Annotated in this window: 19 protein-coding genes; 14 read left to right on the top strand and 5 right to left on the bottom strand. The window is 41.0% G+C overall.

Going from position 1 to position 16556, the window contains the following annotated elements; all coding sequences use genetic code 11:
- Positions 1-113 precede the first annotated feature (113 nt).
- The 6 genes from OCW38_RS21280 to OCW38_RS21255 all read left to right on the top strand — a co-directional run bounded on the left by OCW38_RS21280 (position 114) and on the right by OCW38_RS21255 (position 4300).
- A complete protein-coding gene (locus tag OCW38_RS21280; RefSeq protein WP_010431961.1) occupies positions 114-659 on the top strand; it encodes a BON domain-containing protein in 546 nt (181 codons plus the stop codon).
- Between the two features lie 42 nt (positions 660-701).
- The gene (locus OCW38_RS21275; protein WP_010431958.1) at positions 702-872 is read left to right on the top strand and encodes a DUF1328 domain-containing protein; all 171 of its coding nucleotides are present in this window, start codon (positions 702-704) and stop codon (positions 870-872) included.
- Between the two features lie 8 nt (positions 873-880).
- On the top strand, positions 881-1078 hold the full coding sequence (locus OCW38_RS21270) for a hypothetical protein (RefSeq protein WP_010431955.1): 198 nt from the start codon (positions 881-883) through the stop codon (positions 1076-1078).
- A 70-nt stretch (positions 1079-1148) separates the two neighbouring features.
- Positions 1149-1577, top strand: a complete 429-nt coding sequence (locus OCW38_RS21265) for a hemerythrin domain-containing protein (RefSeq protein WP_016767331.1) — start codon at positions 1149-1151, stop codon at positions 1575-1577.
- Positions 1578-1727: 150 nt separating this feature from the next.
- Positions 1728-3341, top strand: a complete 1614-nt coding sequence (locus OCW38_RS21260; RefSeq protein WP_010431949.1) for a diacylglycerol kinase family protein — start codon at positions 1728-1730, stop codon at positions 3339-3341.
- A 41-nt stretch (positions 3342-3382) separates the two neighbouring features.
- Positions 3383-4300, top strand: coding sequence for a mechanosensitive ion channel family protein (locus OCW38_RS21255; protein WP_010431946.1), 918 nt, complete (start codon positions 3383-3385; stop codon positions 4298-4300).
- A gap of 188 nt (positions 4301-4488) precedes the next feature.
- Here OCW38_RS21255 and OCW38_RS21250 read toward each other — a convergent pair whose 3' ends face one another.
- Complete coding sequence (locus OCW38_RS21250; protein ID WP_010431943.1) at positions 4489-4899, bottom strand: hypothetical protein; 411 nt, start codon at positions 4897-4899, stop codon at positions 4489-4491.
- 107 nt (positions 4900-5006) lie between these two features.
- Positions 5007-5435: a DUF2383 domain-containing protein gene (locus tag OCW38_RS21245; protein WP_016789962.1), complete on the bottom strand. Its 429-nt coding sequence runs from the start codon at positions 5433-5435 to the stop codon at positions 5007-5009.
- A 305-nt stretch (positions 5436-5740) separates the two neighbouring features.
- Here OCW38_RS21245 and OCW38_RS21240 point away from each other — a divergent pair, with 305 nt between their 5' ends.
- The 4 genes from OCW38_RS21240 (at position 5741) to OCW38_RS21225 (ending at position 7868) form a co-directional block, all read left to right on the top strand.
- Entirely contained in the window at positions 5741-5989 is a 249-nt protein-coding gene (locus OCW38_RS21240) for a hypothetical protein (protein ID WP_010431939.1), read from the top strand.
- A 35-nt stretch (positions 5990-6024) separates the two neighbouring features.
- Complete coding sequence (locus OCW38_RS21235; protein WP_010431936.1) at positions 6025-6513, top strand: hypothetical protein; 489 nt, start codon at positions 6025-6027, stop codon at positions 6511-6513.
- Positions 6500-6712 (top strand): hypothetical protein, encoded by a 213-nt coding sequence (locus OCW38_RS21230; protein WP_010431934.1) that lies wholly within the window; start codon positions 6500-6502, stop codon positions 6710-6712. Before OCW38_RS21235 ends, OCW38_RS21230 begins: the two co-directional genes overlap by 14 nt.
- A gap of 100 nt (positions 6713-6812) precedes the next feature.
- Positions 6813-7868 carry an AI-2E family transporter gene (locus OCW38_RS21225; RefSeq protein WP_010431932.1) on the top strand — a complete coding sequence of 352 codons (1056 nt, stop codon included), beginning with the start codon at positions 6813-6815 and terminating at the stop codon, positions 7866-7868.
- Here OCW38_RS21225 and OCW38_RS21220 read toward each other — a convergent pair.
- The 3 genes from OCW38_RS21220 to add all read right to left on the bottom strand — a co-directional run bounded on the left by OCW38_RS21220 (position 7862) and on the right by add (position 12015).
- Positions 7862-10111: a hypothetical protein gene (locus OCW38_RS21220; protein ID WP_010431929.1), complete on the bottom strand. Its 2250-nt coding sequence runs from the start codon at positions 10109-10111 to the stop codon at positions 7862-7864. The genes OCW38_RS21225 and OCW38_RS21220 overlap by 7 nt on opposite strands.
- 188 nt (positions 10112-10299) lie before the next feature.
- Positions 10300-10863 (bottom strand): sugar O-acetyltransferase, encoded by a 564-nt coding sequence (locus tag OCW38_RS21215; protein WP_010431927.1) that lies wholly within the window; start codon positions 10861-10863, stop codon positions 10300-10302.
- A 153-nt stretch (positions 10864-11016) separates the two neighbouring features.
- On the bottom strand, positions 11017-12015 hold the full coding sequence (gene add / locus OCW38_RS21210) for an adenosine deaminase (RefSeq protein ID WP_010431924.1): 999 nt from the start codon (positions 12013-12015) through the stop codon (positions 11017-11019).
- Positions 12016-12135: 120 nt separating this feature from the next.
- On the opposite strand from add, the gene OCW38_RS21205 reads away from it, so the two are divergent.
- The 4 genes from OCW38_RS21205 to OCW38_RS21190 all read left to right on the top strand — a co-directional run bounded on the left by OCW38_RS21205 (position 12136) and on the right by OCW38_RS21190 (position 16407).
- On the top strand, positions 12136-13083 hold the full coding sequence (locus OCW38_RS21205) for a LysR substrate-binding domain-containing protein (protein ID WP_010431921.1): 948 nt from the start codon (positions 12136-12138) through the stop codon (positions 13081-13083).
- A gap of 122 nt (positions 13084-13205) precedes the next feature.
- Positions 13206-14660: a glutathione synthase gene (locus OCW38_RS21200; protein WP_016787435.1), complete on the top strand. Its 1455-nt coding sequence runs from the start codon at positions 13206-13208 to the stop codon at positions 14658-14660.
- Positions 14661-14836: 176 nt separating this feature from the next.
- The gene (locus OCW38_RS21195; RefSeq protein ID WP_261896039.1) at positions 14837-15355 is read left to right on the top strand and encodes a TetR/AcrR family transcriptional regulator; all 519 of its coding nucleotides are present in this window, start codon (positions 14837-14839) and stop codon (positions 15353-15355) included.
- Entirely contained in the window at positions 15352-16407 is a 1056-nt protein-coding gene (locus OCW38_RS21190) for an alcohol dehydrogenase family protein (RefSeq protein ID WP_016767338.1), read from the top strand. Before OCW38_RS21195 ends, OCW38_RS21190 begins: the two co-directional genes overlap by 4 nt.
- Positions 16408-16556: the final 149 nt, after the last annotated feature.

The raw sequence follows: 16556 nt of genomic DNA, 5'->3' as shown, positions 1-16556 counted from the left end.
TACCAATGGTAAATTTTCAAAATTAAAGTGTAAATCCTTTATTTTCAGTCAGTTAAAAAGTTGGCATGCTGGTTGCTATTGTACAAGTGTCAGTTAACTAGAGGAGATAATTAATGAGAAATACTGCAAGTAAAATATTATTAGCTACTTTGATTGCAACTTCTTCATCAACTGTTTTTGCTAATAGCATGTGGGAAAAAGAAACTTTCGATGCGTGGATTGATGGAAAAGCAGAAACGACTTTATTACTGAATACTAATTTAAACTCATTTGACATCAACACCTACGTTAAAAATCGAGTGGTTACTTTAACTGGCTCGGTTAAAAATGAAACAGAGAAAGATTTGGCAGAAGAGTTAGTGCTAAGCCTAGATGACGTTAAGTCTGTAAAAAACGAACTTACAGTGATTGATGAAGACAAAGAAAAAACACCCGCAGCCGTACAAGCTTTGACTGATGCTCACATAAAGACACTGGTAATCACTCGTTTATTAATGAATACCAATGTTAGTGGTAGCGATATTCAAGTTAAAACCGAAAACAGTGTGGTTATCTTGAAAGGTTCAGTTTCATCAAGCAGTGAACACGACTTAGCTTTATCTATAGCAAATAATACCCCGAATGTAGAGAAAGTGGTGGATAAATTAAATATTATTTAACCTCTCTACAATTGGTAATTTATTAAAAATTGGGGAATAACGATGATTCGCTGGTCGCTAATATTTTTTATTGTCGCAATTATTGCCGCCCTATTGGGATTTAGTGGTATCGCTGGGGCTGCTGCGACAGTAGCAAAGATCATATTTTATATATTTGCAATATCACTACTGGTTTCAGTGGTAATTATGTTGCTGAATAAAAACAAACATTAGGAGTTTATATGAACATCAAATCGAACGCTTACCGTTTTTTAACTATTGTGGGTATTACATTTGCACTTGCGGCATGTAGTGATGAAGGTCCGATGGAACAAGCCGGGGAAAATGTAGATGAGGCTGTAGAGGATACTCAAAACGCAATAGAAGATAGCTGTGAAAATATTAAAGAGCATTTAGATGCGAAAGATGAAGATTGCTAGAACTGTCATCTAGAGTGCAATGAGATGCCAAAATCCTCATAAAAGTAAACCAATGAAGTAGGAATTAGACATGAAAAATATATTTGATGTGCTCAAAGACAGTCATGAAAAGCAACGACTTTTGATGGATGCGTTACTCCAAACTTCGGGAGACACACAAGCTAGGCAAGAACTCTATGTTAACCTTAAGAATGAGTTAACCAAGCATGCGATTGCAGAAGAGCGCCATTTTTATGCACCTTTGATCGAGAGTGATCAATCCATTGACATGACTAGACATGGAATCGCTGAACATCATGGAATCGACAAAATACTCGCTCAACTCGATGATACAGAGATGTCTTCACCAGCTTGGCTTGTTTTAATGAAAACATTAAAAGATAAGGTTGAACATCATTTAGAAGAAGAAGAGCAGCGTTTTTTTCAAACCGCAGGTCGAGTCTTAGATACTGAACAAAAAGAAACATTAGCTCGTAAATATGAAAAAGAGGTTGCTTGAATCACGAAGTAATCAAATTCTTTAAATAAGTATAAAACTGCTTTGTTATCAAGCTAAGGGCTCATTCTTGAGCCCTTCTTTTATTTAATTTAGAGATAGATAAATTTACGGATAAATATATTTAAATTCACGGATAAATTAAGGCGTAACATGTTTATTATTAAATATTATATGCTTCTTGCTATAGCTTGTTTTTTTGCTGCTGCTCTTATACCACAGCTAATAATCCGTGGTGTTTTTGCCTGGTGTAGTTTGTCGATGTTCATCGTTAGTGTTGCCTACATCTTCGATATGCCGTCAATATTTAGGAAGACTAGCGATGGGAAAATAGTGTGGTGGATTAGATGGATCTTCATTCCATTCTTCTTAGGTGTTCGACTGTACAATGCATGGGCAATTAAAAGAGATAAAGTTGAACCAATACAGAAGGTTGGAAAAGGTTTATATGTATCTCGTCGTTTGTTCCCTTCAGATTTATCGTTCTTAGAATCTCAAAACATCCATTGTATTGTAGATGTTACAGCTGAGTTTTCTGGTTTAGAAAGTGCAATGACCGGTGATCAATTTCGCTATTTAAACACCCCGGTTCTTGATCATAAAGTCCCTAAAATGCATAAGCTTAAACATGCTATAAATTGGATCGATACCCAAATCAATCAATCTAGATCGGTTGTTGTGCATTGTGCTCTCGGTCGAGGACGTTCTGTCTTTGTCGTAGCTGCCTATCTTTTAGCAAAAAATCCGTCACTTACTGTAGAGCAGGTCTTGAAAAGTATTAACGACGTGCGAAGTACAGCCCAATTGAACCATCTACAACTGAAAACACTTCAAGCAATCAGTGATAAAGGTTTGCTCACTCTTGGCCATAAAGCTTGCCTTATTGCCAACCCTGTTGCAGGTGGTGGTAAATGGTTGGCGAATGAACAACAGGTTATTCGTGAACTTACGAGAAAGTACAGTTTAGATATTTTTCTTACTAGCCAAGAAGTATCAGCAGAAATATTAGCTAAGCAGGCCAAAGACCGGAATACTGCGCATATTATCGTTGCAGGTGGCGATGGGACGGTTAGTGAAGTCGCAAGGCAAGTTAGGAAGACTGATACACAACTCGGGATTATACCTTTGGGTACCGCGAACGCTCTATGTCATATGCTTTATGGATTGACCTCGAAAATATCGCCTGTTGAAAAAGCGTGTGAGGCTATTTTATCTGGCAACTCAAAAAGAATCGATCTGGCGTTCTGTAATCAACAACCAATATTACTGCTTCTTGGTATTGGGTTTGAAGAACAGATGATCGATTACGCACATCGAGAACAAAAAAATGAAAAAGGGCAATTCGCGTATTTGACTGGGTTCTTCAATGCAGTAATCACCGACGATAATCAACATTTTCAAATTTCAATCGATGACCAACCATCACAAAGTATGAAACTACAAAGTTTGGTCGTGGCGAACTCTTCCCCTTTTAGTACTGTGCTTGCTCAAGGGGGACAGCCTCCTAGGCCGGATGATGGGAAGCTGCATATTACCTATTTGGAAAACACAAATTCACTTAGTAAACGAGCTATCGCTCTATCTGATCTGTTGTTATCGAGTCTCGGAGCGAAAGAACAGGCTAGTTACTTTACTTATGCTTCGGCACAGCTCGTTAAAATTGATTCTGACCGACCTATTTCATACGTGATTGATGGAGAGACGTATTCGGCTGATTCACTGGAGATAAGTATTGATAAGCAAGCCTTAACGGTTTGTATTCCATGAATGTATTGAATAATCCACATATTGAATAAGAAGGAGACACCATGGAAATGAATCTCTCTTTTAACTTAGAGAAGTTTCAGCATCTGATAGAGGGTAAGTTAGAGCATTGGTTAGTTGAAGCAATTAAACTTATCCCTAACCTGATTGTTGCTTTTGTTACGTTTCTTATTTTTATCTTTGTTGCCAACATAAGCGGCAAGTTGTTTAAAAGATTGAGCAATAGAGTTGTCGACTCTCAAGAAGTCATTAACTTACTGGCTTCTATTGTTAAGGTTACCATTGTTACTATTGGATTTTTTGTCGCGTTAGATTTTGTTGGGCTCCAAGGTACGGTTACATCGTTGCTTGCCGGTGCCGGTATTCTAGGTTTAGCTATCGGTTTTGCTTTTCAAGATATGACTGAGAACCTCATTTCAGGTATTACAATGAGTATTCGTAAACCTTTTAAAATTGGCGATGTTGTTGGTTCCAACGATGTCATGGGTACCATAGTCAAAATAAACTTACGAAATACGCTGGTTGAAACGTTCTCTGGTCAACACGTCATGATTCCCAATAAGATGGTTTTCCGAAATATTTTGACGAACTACAGTCGAAAAGGACGAAGAAGGGTCGAGATCCCTGTGGGGATTTCCTACTCAGACTGTCCCAAAAGAGCCGCTGAGGTGATAACCAAAGCGATAAACCAAAAGTCTTATGTTAGTCGGAAAGAAGATACGACGGTTTACGCTTCAAGCTTTTCTGATAGTAGCGTTAACTTATTGGTTTGGTTTTGGATTGAGTACCCAGGAGGTTTTGGTTATATGGACGCAAAGCACGACGGTATTATAGCGGTTAAAGAGTCATTATCAGAGGCTGGAATGACAATACCGTTTCCGATTAGAACACTTGATTTTGATCCCAAAGGCGGTAAAAGTCTGTCTAGAATGATGACTGGGGCTGTCGATGACGCTTCCTAGAATAACATAGCGGTCCCTCTCGTAAAAAAGCGTCAAGGCAATATGCCTCGACGCTTTTTATTTTGAGTGATGTCAGAATTAGATCAGAATTAAACCTAGATTATTCCCACTGTTTAATGATTGTGTTGTAGGCTTTGATTCTCTTCTCAAGTTAATTAATCGTATCTATTTTAGATGGGTTATATCTGTTACAAATGCTTTGCTATCTCATCATTTTCAACTTGCAACGCCGCAACCCAATAGGAGAAAAAAGCAGACATATGTTGATTGTTAAACTTTCTAATAGTGTTTTTGAGGTAAGAAATTAGGCTTAAATTACTCTGGTACATATCGTTATAACTAACAATTAACGCAGGGGGCTGACTCAATATGTCATTGTCATTAACTTCATTGTTAATGCAGAACTTGGTGTTTACTTCGTTTATTAATGAACGTTCAACTTTTATAAATCGATTTGCAGCTCTTGCAATGTTCCCATGTGCTTTCTGTTCAATTAGGTCAACACATGAGAAGTAGTGATCTTTCAATGTACATAGTATTTTTTCTATGCCTTTATAGTGAATTACCTCAAGGGGATCATTGTCCTTTTTAAACAACATATCATTACTCCTTTTTATCTCAGTAGTATTTATAATTTCAGTTGATTTATAATAATTAAAATAAGCCTTTTCTTTGATTCTGATTTCCAACCATCATTCGCTAATAACTAATTATGACGCATGTTGTGTATTTGGTCTCGACATGATTCCATTTCATTTTTTACCACTTTTAATCTTCTTCTCCCTTCTAAATCAGGGTTAGTTTCTAGCAGTGATTCAATGTCGGAAATGATCTTTGTCTCGACACCTTCTAGGTGCTTTAAATAGAGCTCTTGATTGTTTTTACCTTTTGTATCTTCCGCTTCAATACAGCGCTCTCTGGCATTTATCGTATAACTAGCGGGTATCTGTTCTTGATGTATTTTTGAGTAGTAAGTTAAAGATTGTAACTTTAACTCTGCACATTTCTTTACCGTGTAGATATCAAAAAGATTTTTTGCCATCTTTTCACTTCTTATGTTGGATATCGCTTTTTCGTAAATAATATTTCCACTTTTTATCAGGTTAACAATAGATAATATACTTTGGTTTCTCATGAATCCTCATTTGGTTCTAAGCTGTATTTGGTTTATTGCATTTTTTATGCCAATTAATAACCCTATATTCAGCTTGTTTCGTCTAAGGTTTTACTTTGCTTTTGTAAAAAATACATTAATAGATGTTTTCTAGTGAAATTATTACATTGATTAATGCCATTTATTAATGATATGGGAGCTTATCTTCAATTATTCTGGTACTTGTGAAAGTTGGCACGATGCTAGCATTGATTATTAAAGTAGCTAGAGATTAATAGTATTAATATTATTCTCTGGCTTATGATAATCAAATAAGGAGAAAACTTATGCCAAAGTCAAACGCTAAAAATTCAGAAGCCAAACAACAAATTGAAGAAACTTATGAAAAAGCTGAAGAGGCCGCAGTAGAAGTTATCGAAAATGTGAAAGAGGCGGTCCATGAAACTCTCGAGGCCAGCTCTGAAAGTGTGAAGAACACGTCTGAGAAAGCGGAAAACATCATTAAAGAGCGTCCATTATTGAGTGTTGGCTGTGCGTTTCTCGCTGGTTGGGCTGTCTCGAAGTTAATCAAATAGCCATATATCAACATCGCAATTGAGAGAGCACCGTTATGCAGGTAAATAGTCAAAATGATCCAGTAAACTCTGCCAATGATAAATCGAGCGATCGTAAGGTGGATGATCTTAAACGTTCTGCTTCTGAGTTAAATGGATTGTGGAAAGACTTAGCTATATTACAGACACATACCCAGCAATGGTCTCAATCGACCTTAGAGCTTTTCTTATTGGAGTTTCGCAATAGTGTTGATGCATTTAAAAAGCGTCTTGTGTTTCAGCTCCTCTTTGTTGCGTTGTTACCGCTGTTTCTTTTTAGTATCGCCGTCGGTGCTGGAGTAGTGATCTACTACTTCACTTTGAATCTGTTAGCGGGTTACGGCGCGTTTATATTCACACTCGGTTTGATTCTAATATGCTTGGTACTTCGTTCTAGTTACTTAAAGCAATTTATAGGTTTTGAATGTACGAAAGAGCAATTGAAGGAGGGGTTACATGTCAGCACTCAAGAATCGACAAAGACAGATTCAAATGAAAAGACTTGAGGGGAGAAGTAGAGCTCGTCAAGTTGCACTTTGTATGGGACTTATTCGTCACAAAGGAAAAGAGTTTGTTCACAAGCACCCCTTGTATGCTCTTGGCATCACAGGCCTTGGTGTTGTAATTTTGAATCGAACTCATCGTTTTAAATCGTCTGTTTTTGGTTATAAACAGCTATCGCTAATACTTAATTTACTTAAGTAACCATCATTTTTAATTCAAGTTAGTGTTGGCTGACGGTATCGAGTGCCTGATTCAAATTGACGAAGCCTCAAAAACAAGACCTCCTACTCATAGGAATAAAATGACATCAAAAAAATACAGTATTCTTAGACAACGAAGTGTGTTGCAAACTAGTTTTATGCTCCTTGCTGTTCTCATGATGTCTATTTTTACATTACATATCGCCAAGCCATTTTTGTTGCCAATCATCTTTGGTGCTTTTATTTCTTTGCTATGTAGCCCTCTAGTTAACTACCTTACTCGCTTCGGTATCCCTCGAGTCATTAACGTAATGGCTGTACTTATTGGTTTTATTGGCTTTGTTGTGATTAGTTTGAATATGTTGAGTGAGCCCGCTCAGCAATGGTGGTCAAAATTACCAATGTTGGTTGAGAATGTATCTAATGAAGTGAGTGAGGTTACTCAAAACAGTCGCTTAACTGACGCCACCGGGTTCTCCATGAGTAGTACTGTTACCAATGATGGGCTTACCAATAACACGGCTTTTTCCATTATAGAATCAGTGCTTACGACAACACCAACCATTGTTACTCAGTTGTTGGTTGCGTTTCTTATGGCGTATTTCATGATGAATTACGGTCGAAAAATTTATTCTCAAAGCTTATCTCTTTTTGAATGCTTTTCAGATAAGCGTAGGGCTGTTGAATTGGTTAAAGTTGTTCAAAAGGATTTGTCTCGTTACATAGGCGCCATCACCATCATTAATGTTTGCTTAGGACTCACTGTTGGCTTTGCTTTTTATATGATGGGATTGCAAGACCCTTTCCTTTGGGGCGCTTTTGCAGGCTTAATGAATTTTATCCCCTATCTTGGCCCGATGGTTTCAGTTACGTGCTTTGCTTTAGTCTCTTTTATACAGTTTGAGTCGTTTAGCTACGCATTGACGGTCGCTGCGATCTTCCTGGCGATTAATTTGATAGAAAGCCAATTGGTTACTCCTACATTACTGGGGAAAAGGTTTAGTCTCAATCCGCTGATTTTATTTGTATGGCTTGTATTTTGGGGTTGGCTATGGGGCTCTATGGGAATGTTAGTAGGGGTCCCATTACTTGTCTGTGTGAATGTATTTTTTGAACAGTTAAGACATCCAAGGTTGAATGCTCATAAAGGTCAGTAGAGCAGAAGTAAGCCTTGATAACCACTCAGCGTCACTTCTTTCACATAGTCTCCAATGTTGCCATTTGTATCGACCGGCCTCATGGGTTTTTTTAATGGAATATTGAGTTTAGGCGCTGAATAGAAGTCTGGATTTTTGCCGTAGAAATCGGTGCGGAAGAGTACGCGACCATGCTCAAACTCACGTGCGACCACCATTTCTTGTGGGCCGCCTTCCACTGCGTTTTCATCTGTTCGATAAGCGAAATAGGTATAGGTTGGTAACAGTCGAACCATACCGTTTGGCAGCGCTGGGTGCATGATGTGGTTGTTAGTTGAATCGCCAATTATGGTGTAGTCGTTGGGGGTAGGGTTTAAGGTCGATATCATCAAAGGAATCGGTTTCAAATGAGTAGGAATCTGGTTAGTTGGATTGCCGAGTTCTATCTTAAGTAACTCCGTTGGTTGGTAGGCGATATTTTTTGGTACACCACTTTTCCAATAATTATCTTTAGTTGTGTTACCACTTCCATACACATAACTGCCACTCCATTGATTAAAATAGCTATGTGTCGGTTGAGCGTTGAGGTAATAGATTACGAGGTTAGAATATTGATCTTGTTGCCAATTGTCCTGATTGTTACCTAGGAACTGAACTCGTCCAAAGCGAGTGGTGGCCTGAAATATAACGTTAGAGCCAGCATAGGCAAGTGCTGAGTTATCCCAAAACTTAGACAACCCGTTAAAGCCGCTAAAACCGGTAGAGGGGAATAAGTATTGCTCCCGAAAGTATAGGTCTCCAGCTTTAATCAAGTGTGCCTGTCCATTTCGACCATAAAGGTTTGCTGTTCCAATGTTGAGACCTATTGAGGGTCTATCTTGGTTAATCTGCAGACCATTCAGAAAAGCAGAGAATTGCTCTTTGTAGACATTGTCAGCCTCGACAGATCCTACGATAAACCCAAGCTCACAGACGGTTCCTCCGGAATAAACCTCAAATTGATTGCGGCCAATGAGTTTATTGGTATCGTCGTTGTAGGCCCCAGCCAGCCCTTGTTCCTCCCAGGTTTTGGAATAGTAATTTTGTAGAATCATTAACAGGTTTGGATTGGCCAAATTGGTCAGCGCCCATGATGAGTTTTGGTTCCACATTCGCCCGAATGGGATCACGCGAGATTCCCAACGAAAGCGAGCCGTGGCTGATTTGTTGTTCCTGTTTTCATATTCATAAGGGGATAAATAGTTGTCTTGATTGAGATCCGCCGATTGGTCAAAACCACGAACCTTTCGCCATTGCTTTGTTTCGTTGTGAGATCTTGAATTCGTATTTGTGATCTGAGATAGAAGGTCTTTGGCAGCGATTTTTTGGAAGCTGTCTTTCAATTGAACTCGATTCAAGCGAGGTCGGATATCACTTGAGTTGCCTTGCCAACGGATTCTGACAACGTATAAACGGCCGCCATCTCTCACCAATGTAGAACCAAAATATTGCCCACCACCGTAACTCTGGCCGCTGCTATCATGAGTTGTTGCTCTGACCCAATCAGAGGGCACTCGCCAGCTTACCGCTTGGCTTTGAGTCATATTGTGTGTGTGATCATTAGTTATTTCTAAGTGAGCCCATGCCGTAGATTGGCCTAGATCATTCATCGATATGGGGTATTCAATATGGAATTCTCCGCCTTGCGCAAAGCGCGAAAATTCGAATGTTAAGCTATCGAATTTCTCCGAATGGTAAATGTAGAGTGCGCCCCCTTTGTCGAAATGTTCAAATACATCTGCATTCCAAGGCGGCTGCTGATAAAGTGCATAACCCGCATGCTTTTCGTTTTCGGTATAGCCAATGATCATAGGCTTACGGTTTAATAGCGTATTGTCACCGTGTGTAGTATCGAGTTCAGCTAGAATGGTGTCTTCTGCAAAGTGTAGAAAAAAATCTTCGTAATCTATCCCGTTTTTCTCTGCCGTGTTTCTAATTTCGTTTTCCAACTCTCCTGAATTCAGCTCTAACTTTTGGTTGTACATATAGCCGATAGTTTTAACTTTTTCGTTATCACGTTTATTGCCGAAAGCGCCAAACACTAAGTCACTATTATCGATCTCCCAATCAACCACGTTGTCTGCTGATACAGCAGAGCCTTGCAGGTTAATCCCTTGTTCATGCTGGCCTGGTAATACGATCGCATAGCCAGCGTAGCTAGAGTTACATATGAAAATAGAGCAGAAGGTCGCTGTGGAGAGCAACAAAGCTTGGTGTTTTGTCATTGGCTTTCCCAATCATGGTGACGTTGGAGCTACATCTGTTCGAAAAAATTATCATGAGTTTATTTCTATCTAAGTGTAGCTAAATTACGAATTTTGATAGGGGGGAAGGGCATTATCATCATTAAACAATCATATAGAAGAAAAGCCACAGCGTTCGCTGTGGCTTTGTTTGCTCCGAGAGCAGTTAGCTATCGTCTTTGCTCAGTATTCAAATGTCGAATCAACTTGGCTGGCGTGCCTCCGTATAAGCAGTCTGGTGGCACATCACTATTGACCACAGAGTTCGCTGCGATAACAGAGCGAGCACCAATCGTCACGCCTTGGTTAATCACCGAGTTTCCGCCAATCCAGACATCATCTTCGACTGTAATAGGTAGACAAAACGTTTCCCACTTACGGCGACTGAGGTGATCCAATGAGTGAGAGGCTGTGTAAAATTGAGCACTTGGCCCCACCAATACATTGTTACCAATTCTGATATTGGCGCCGTCAAGCATGACAACATTCATGTTGATAAAGGTGTTGTCACCGATCTCAATGGTTTTACCAAACTCGCAATGAAAAGGAGGTCGGACAACGCTGCTGCCTACTTTCCCAAATAGATTAGCTTGAAGGCTTGGCTGCTGAGTATCGTCTGAACATTGATTGAAGTCTGACAGAGCCTTGCTCGCGTGAGTGCGCATGTGGTCTATCTCATGGTCTGCGCCATCAAAAATTTCACCGGATAGCATTTTTTGGAGTTCTGTTTTCATTGTTTGCATCTCACTAGTCAACATGGGTATTAGAATACGGAGATACAGACATAAAAAAAGAGAAAAGCCTAAGCCTTTCTCTTCCTGTTTTGTGCCTTTAAGCACTAATGCTAAGTGAGCCCAGCTATTCAGCAAAAGGCGCGCTTTGTTAAATTAGATTTGCTTAACGAAACCCATTAGGTGTTGTTTCACTTCGTCTGAAGCAAAAGCGCTCTCCACAGAGTATTTGTAGATCTCTGCGTAGTCTTCTTTTGTTAGACCGAAAGTTTCACACACACGCTTCACTTCGTTGGTCATAGTGGTGTTCGACACAGTGCGGTTATCTGTGTTGATAGTGACAACGATGCCGTCTTTCTTGAATTCAGCAATTGGGTGGTCGCTAAATTTGTGAATACATTTGGTTTGAACGTTACTTGTTGGGCAAGTTTCAAGCGCAACCTGCTTCTCTTTAACGATGTTGTATGCGTCTTCGTTTCCTTGGATGTGAACACCGTGGCCGATACGCTCAGCATCAAGCATTGTCACTGCATCGTAAACGTTTTGACCATGCCATTGCTCACCAGCGTGCACGGTAATACGGTACCCTTTATCAAGAGCGTATTGCGTGTATTCTGGGAATTCAGCACAGAAGCCTGGCTTTTCACCGCCAGCGATATCAAACGCCACTACACCTTTACCTAGGTAAGGGTGGCCTGCGTCGATTACGTCTTTGATAGAGTCTTTAGGGAACATACGAAGTACAGACATGATGTAGTTGCCCTTGATGTCGTATTTCTCTTCAGCACGCTTCATGCCTTTAACTGCACTAGCGATGATTGCATCGAGAGATAGACCTTTGTTTACGTGCAGAATCGGTGCAAAACGAACTTCTAGGTACTTAACGTTTTCTAGTGCAGCGTCTTCGTAAAGCTCAAAAGAGATACGTTCAATTGCTTCTTCAGTCTGCATTACTTGCAATGGTAGGCTGAAACAAGCTAGATACTCATCTAGGTTTTTGCAATCTTCTGGCACCGTTAGAGATTGAACAACCGCGTCGCGATCTTCAGGTAGTTCGATATTGTACTGTTTTGCTAGGTCAATAATCGTATCTGGGCGAACACTTCCGTCTAGGTGGCAGTGCAAATCAATCTTTGGTAGTGCTAGAAAATCCATGAGTAATCCTTAATTCTATTATTATTTGAGCGTGTTAACTCACATACACTAAATTTACCAAGACAATGATATGATTTAAAGTGACAAATAATCATCATTAACCTGAATTTAGGGAATATCATGGTAGATGTTAAAAGCTTACTTAAATGCGATATGAATTTGCTGCTTTGCTTACATGTTCTGATTGAAGAGCGCAGTGTGAGTAAAACGGCAGAGCGACTCTTTTTAAGTCAGTCTGCGGTAAGTAAACAGCTCACCAAGCTCAGAGCTTTGTTTGATGATCCTCTTTTTGAACGCGAGTCAAAAGGTCTGTTTCCAACCCCGAAAGCGACTTCTCTTGCGCCTAAGATTCATCAAATTCTTTTGCAAGTTGAGCAGCTAACTGTACCGGATATTTTCGAGCCAAAAGACAGTGAACGGACTTTTAATATCGATCTTGTCGAAACTGCTTATACCGCAATTTACCCTAAATTCATGCCTAACGCGCTGTCAGATGCGCCGAATATTACGGTAAACAGCACGACTTGGAGTAGCGAAACCTTTAAGCGCTTATTAAAGCGTGAGGTCGATTTTGGGATTGGGATTTTTGAGCTCGATGAAAGGGCGAGTACCCATATTCAAAATATCCCTGCCGAGCTAAACCATGTCGAATTGCTGCAAGATTACTCTGTATGTTTGATGCGAAATGATCATCCAGTGCTTCAAGAAGAGTGGAACCTGCAAGCCTTCCTTAAATATCGTCATATTCAGTTAGTGACCGGTGGTGTTGGCGACTGGCTGCTACTTGAAATTTTGCAAGCCAAACAGCTCCAAATCAATAAAGCCGCCAACGTGTCGGACATCACCAGCGCAGTAAAACTGTGTAAACAAAGCGATTTACTGATGTGTTATCCGTACAACTCGGTTCGTGACTATATTGAGAGTGGTGAGTTGGTGATGAAGCCGATTCCTATTGAGTTAGTTCCCGGTGGCTTGTTTCTGCTTTGGCACCGTTACTTTGACTCTGAACCAAGTCACAAATGGCTTCGAGACCTGATAGTCAATAAGACCCAAGATACCCAGATGTGAATCATTAACTCGAACACTCAAAGAAATGAAATATTTTTCGTTTTTATTCGTCTTTCTAGAATGGGCATCGTCTTAGTAGAGTGCTTAATCTGAGTTAATAGTGAGAAACCAAAATGAATCCAATGCTAACGTCATTGATTCCGCAACAAATTATTGAAGACGCGTGTGAGTGGGCAATCATGCACGGTGTCGCTTTTCGTCAGTCTGACAATACCGCGAGGCATTGTCCTTTCAGTATTGCGCCAATGACAATGGAGCGTGAGGTTTATGATCACTTGCGCCGAGTCACTCCGCTTATCACTAAGTTGATCAGTAACGTGTCGGAAGATCATGATTTTTTACAGTCATCATTGAGCGATATGGCTCAAGCCGATCCGTTCTTTGGTCACTTGATGGAGTTGCATCAACAAGCCCATGGCAGTGTGGATGAGCGCTTGAATCCTGCCCGTCAGCCACTGTTGTTGATGCGTACTGATTTTATGGACGATCGCCAACACGGTGCAAAAGTGATTGAGTTTAATGGTATTGCTGCAGGGATGGCTCCGTTTGGTCAACGTGCAACAGAATTTCACTCATTCATGCAAAACCAATGGCCAAACGTTTATAACCATTGGTTGGAAGAACCGTCAGCAACACCGGCTGAAAACCAAGGCTTAACCCAGTTGGCTTATGGTATCGCTAGTGCTGCAAAGCAAGTTAAAGCGGACTTCAATGAACAAGGCAAACCGATTTTCTTGATGGTGGTACAGAAGAACGAAGACAATGTTTATGACCAACACCTACTTGAAGTTGAGTTACAAAAACAGGGTGTTCGCACGGTTCGCCGTACCTTCGATCAATTGAGCTCTCAGCTTTCAACGGGCGATAACCAACGTCTGCTTTTGCAAGATGTTGGTGCAGTCGATGTTGTGTACCTAAGAGCGGGTTATCAGTATTCAGACTACTGGGCGCCTGAGCTTAATGAATCCGTTTGTTGCGACACGCTAAGTCAGACGCGTTTGTTCATCGAACAACACCATGTCGCTGTGAATGCTACCTTCAGCCAACAGCTAGCAACCAGTAAAACCATGCAGATGCTCCTAACCATGATGCCTGTATCAGAATACGCTCGTTGGGGGTTAACGCTAGAAGAAGCTAAATTGGTGAAAAGTGTTTTAGCAGATATGAAACCAATCACCAGCGAGTCGATTGAATGGTTTTACACACAAGCTGATAAGCAAGAATGGGTGCTGAAAAACCAAGGTGAGGGTGGCGGCCATTGTGTGTTCGGTGACGATATCAGCGAGCAACTTAGTCGACTTAAGCCAGAAGAGTACGACGCGTGGACACTCATGCAGCGCTTGTACCCACATGAGCGAGAGGTACCTACCATTGCAGTGCGTGATACTCAACAAACACTCGTAACAGATTTAGTCAGCGAAGTCGGTCTATTTACCGTTTACTACCAAGGTGAACCAGTAACAGAGCTAGATGGTTACGCAGGTTATTTGATTCGCAGCAAACCAGCCAGTGAAAACGAAGGCGGGATCCACAGTGGAAAAGGGATTTTGGATTCTTTAACACTGATTGAATCCTAATTTCACTAAGCATTAATCTAATGGTTTTGATAATTGAAATCCCGCATCTACTAATTGGATCCGGGGTTTTTCGTTTTATAGGACGACAAAAAGATCTCATTGACATGGGTAGAATGATCGCTCTACTATGTGTGTAGAACAATCATTCTACCTTTGGTTAGGTATAAGAGGTTAGCTTGTTAAGAGAACAGATTGCAGCAAGTCTTGAAGTGGCGTTTAGCCAACAAGGGTTTGCTGAGCCGAGTGTGGCTCAGCTGAAAACGGCGTGTAATGTCAGCCTGCGTACGCTCTATAAACATTTTCCATCGAAAGAAGCGATGATAGTGGGCGCCTTAGAGCACCGTCATCACCGTTACCTAAATTTGCTATTAGAAAATGTACCTGCTGGTGGCCTTGAGTCGATGCTTGATATCTTCAACAAGTTACAACAGTGGATGGAAGAGTATGCGCCGCGCGGTTGTATGTCGATGAATGCGATGGCGGCTTTTCCTGACAACGAGATAATTAACCAAGCTGTTACTGAACATAAACGAGAAGTAAAAGCACTTCTGGGTAAGCAGAGTCAACGAGATGATCTGGCTTCAGAGCTTTTTCTACTTCATGAAGGTGTATCAAGCGCGTGGCCAGTATTAGGCGAAAAAGCCGTTACATCAGCACAGAATATGGTGACAAAATTACTCAAGGAAACACGATGAAATTCGAATTACCAAAAACAATGAAAGGCGTAGAGATGTTAGGACACGGCGGAGCAGAAATGCTTGGTTACCGTGAAGATATCGCTGTTCCTGAAATTGAACCTAATGAAGTGCTGATCAAAGTGATGGCCGCGGGCGTAAACAACACGGATATCAACACACGAATCGGCTGGTACTCTAAAAGTGATGACTCAGACGACGCAAGTTGGTCGGGTGAAGCGTTGCAGTTCCCTCGCATCCAAGGTGCTGATGTATGTGGTTTCATCGTGGCGGTCGGCAATGAAGTCTCTGCTGATCGTATTGGTGAACGTGTTCTGATTGAACCTTGTCTGACTGAAGTGTACGGACGAGATTTACCACAACCATGGTATTTCGGTTCGGAATGCGATGGTGGTTTTGCTGAATACACCAAAGTGGCGGCGAAACACGCTTATGCGGTGAACAGCACCATGTCGGATGTTGAGCTAGCGTCTTTCCCGTGCTCTTACTCGACCGCAGAAAATATGCTAACCCGTGCCAACGTAACCGAAGGTGATCGCGTGCTTATTTCTGGCGCATCGGGTGGTGTGGGCTCGGCTGCTATTCAACTAGCCAAAGCTCGTGGCGCTTATGTTATTGCCATTACTAGCCCAAGTAAAAACCAACAGTTACTTGAATTGGGTGCTGATGAAGTGGTTGCTCGTGATGCTGATCTGGTTAAAGCGTTAGGCGCAAACAGCGTCAATGTGGTTATCGACTTGGTTGCCGGTGACAAGTGGCCTCAGTTCCTTGAAGTACTGAAACCCCGTGGCCGTTATGCCGTATCTGGCGCAATTGGTGGCGCTATGGTCGAGCTCGATGTACGAACTTTGTATTTGAAAGATTTAAGCTTCTTCGGTTGTACTGTGCTGGAGCCTGAAGTGTTTCAAAACTTAGTTAATCGAATTGAACAACAACAGATTAGCGCGATAGTTGCGGAGTCGTATTCCCTTGTTGATATTCATACAGCACAAGAGGAATTCTTGAAAAAAAAGCACGTCGGCAAGATTGTTCTGGAAGTGGCTCAACGCTAACGTTATAGAGATTCACGGTTCAAATATAGGCAAGAACGAGTACATGTTACCTGCTCGTTCTTTTCGTTTGGGAGAAGGTGAAATAGAGGTGGGTCTGGTTTTAAGGCTTGTGAGTATCTGATCTTATACAGCTAAAAAATAAGTGATTG

The sequence above is a fragment of the Vibrio cyclitrophicus genome (assembly GCF_024347435.1).
Taxonomy (GTDB): domain Bacteria; phylum Pseudomonadota; class Gammaproteobacteria; order Enterobacterales; family Vibrionaceae; genus Vibrio; species Vibrio cyclitrophicus.
The sequence above is the reverse complement of the archived record's forward strand: the minus strand, read 5'-3'. Positions and strand labels throughout refer to the sequence as shown.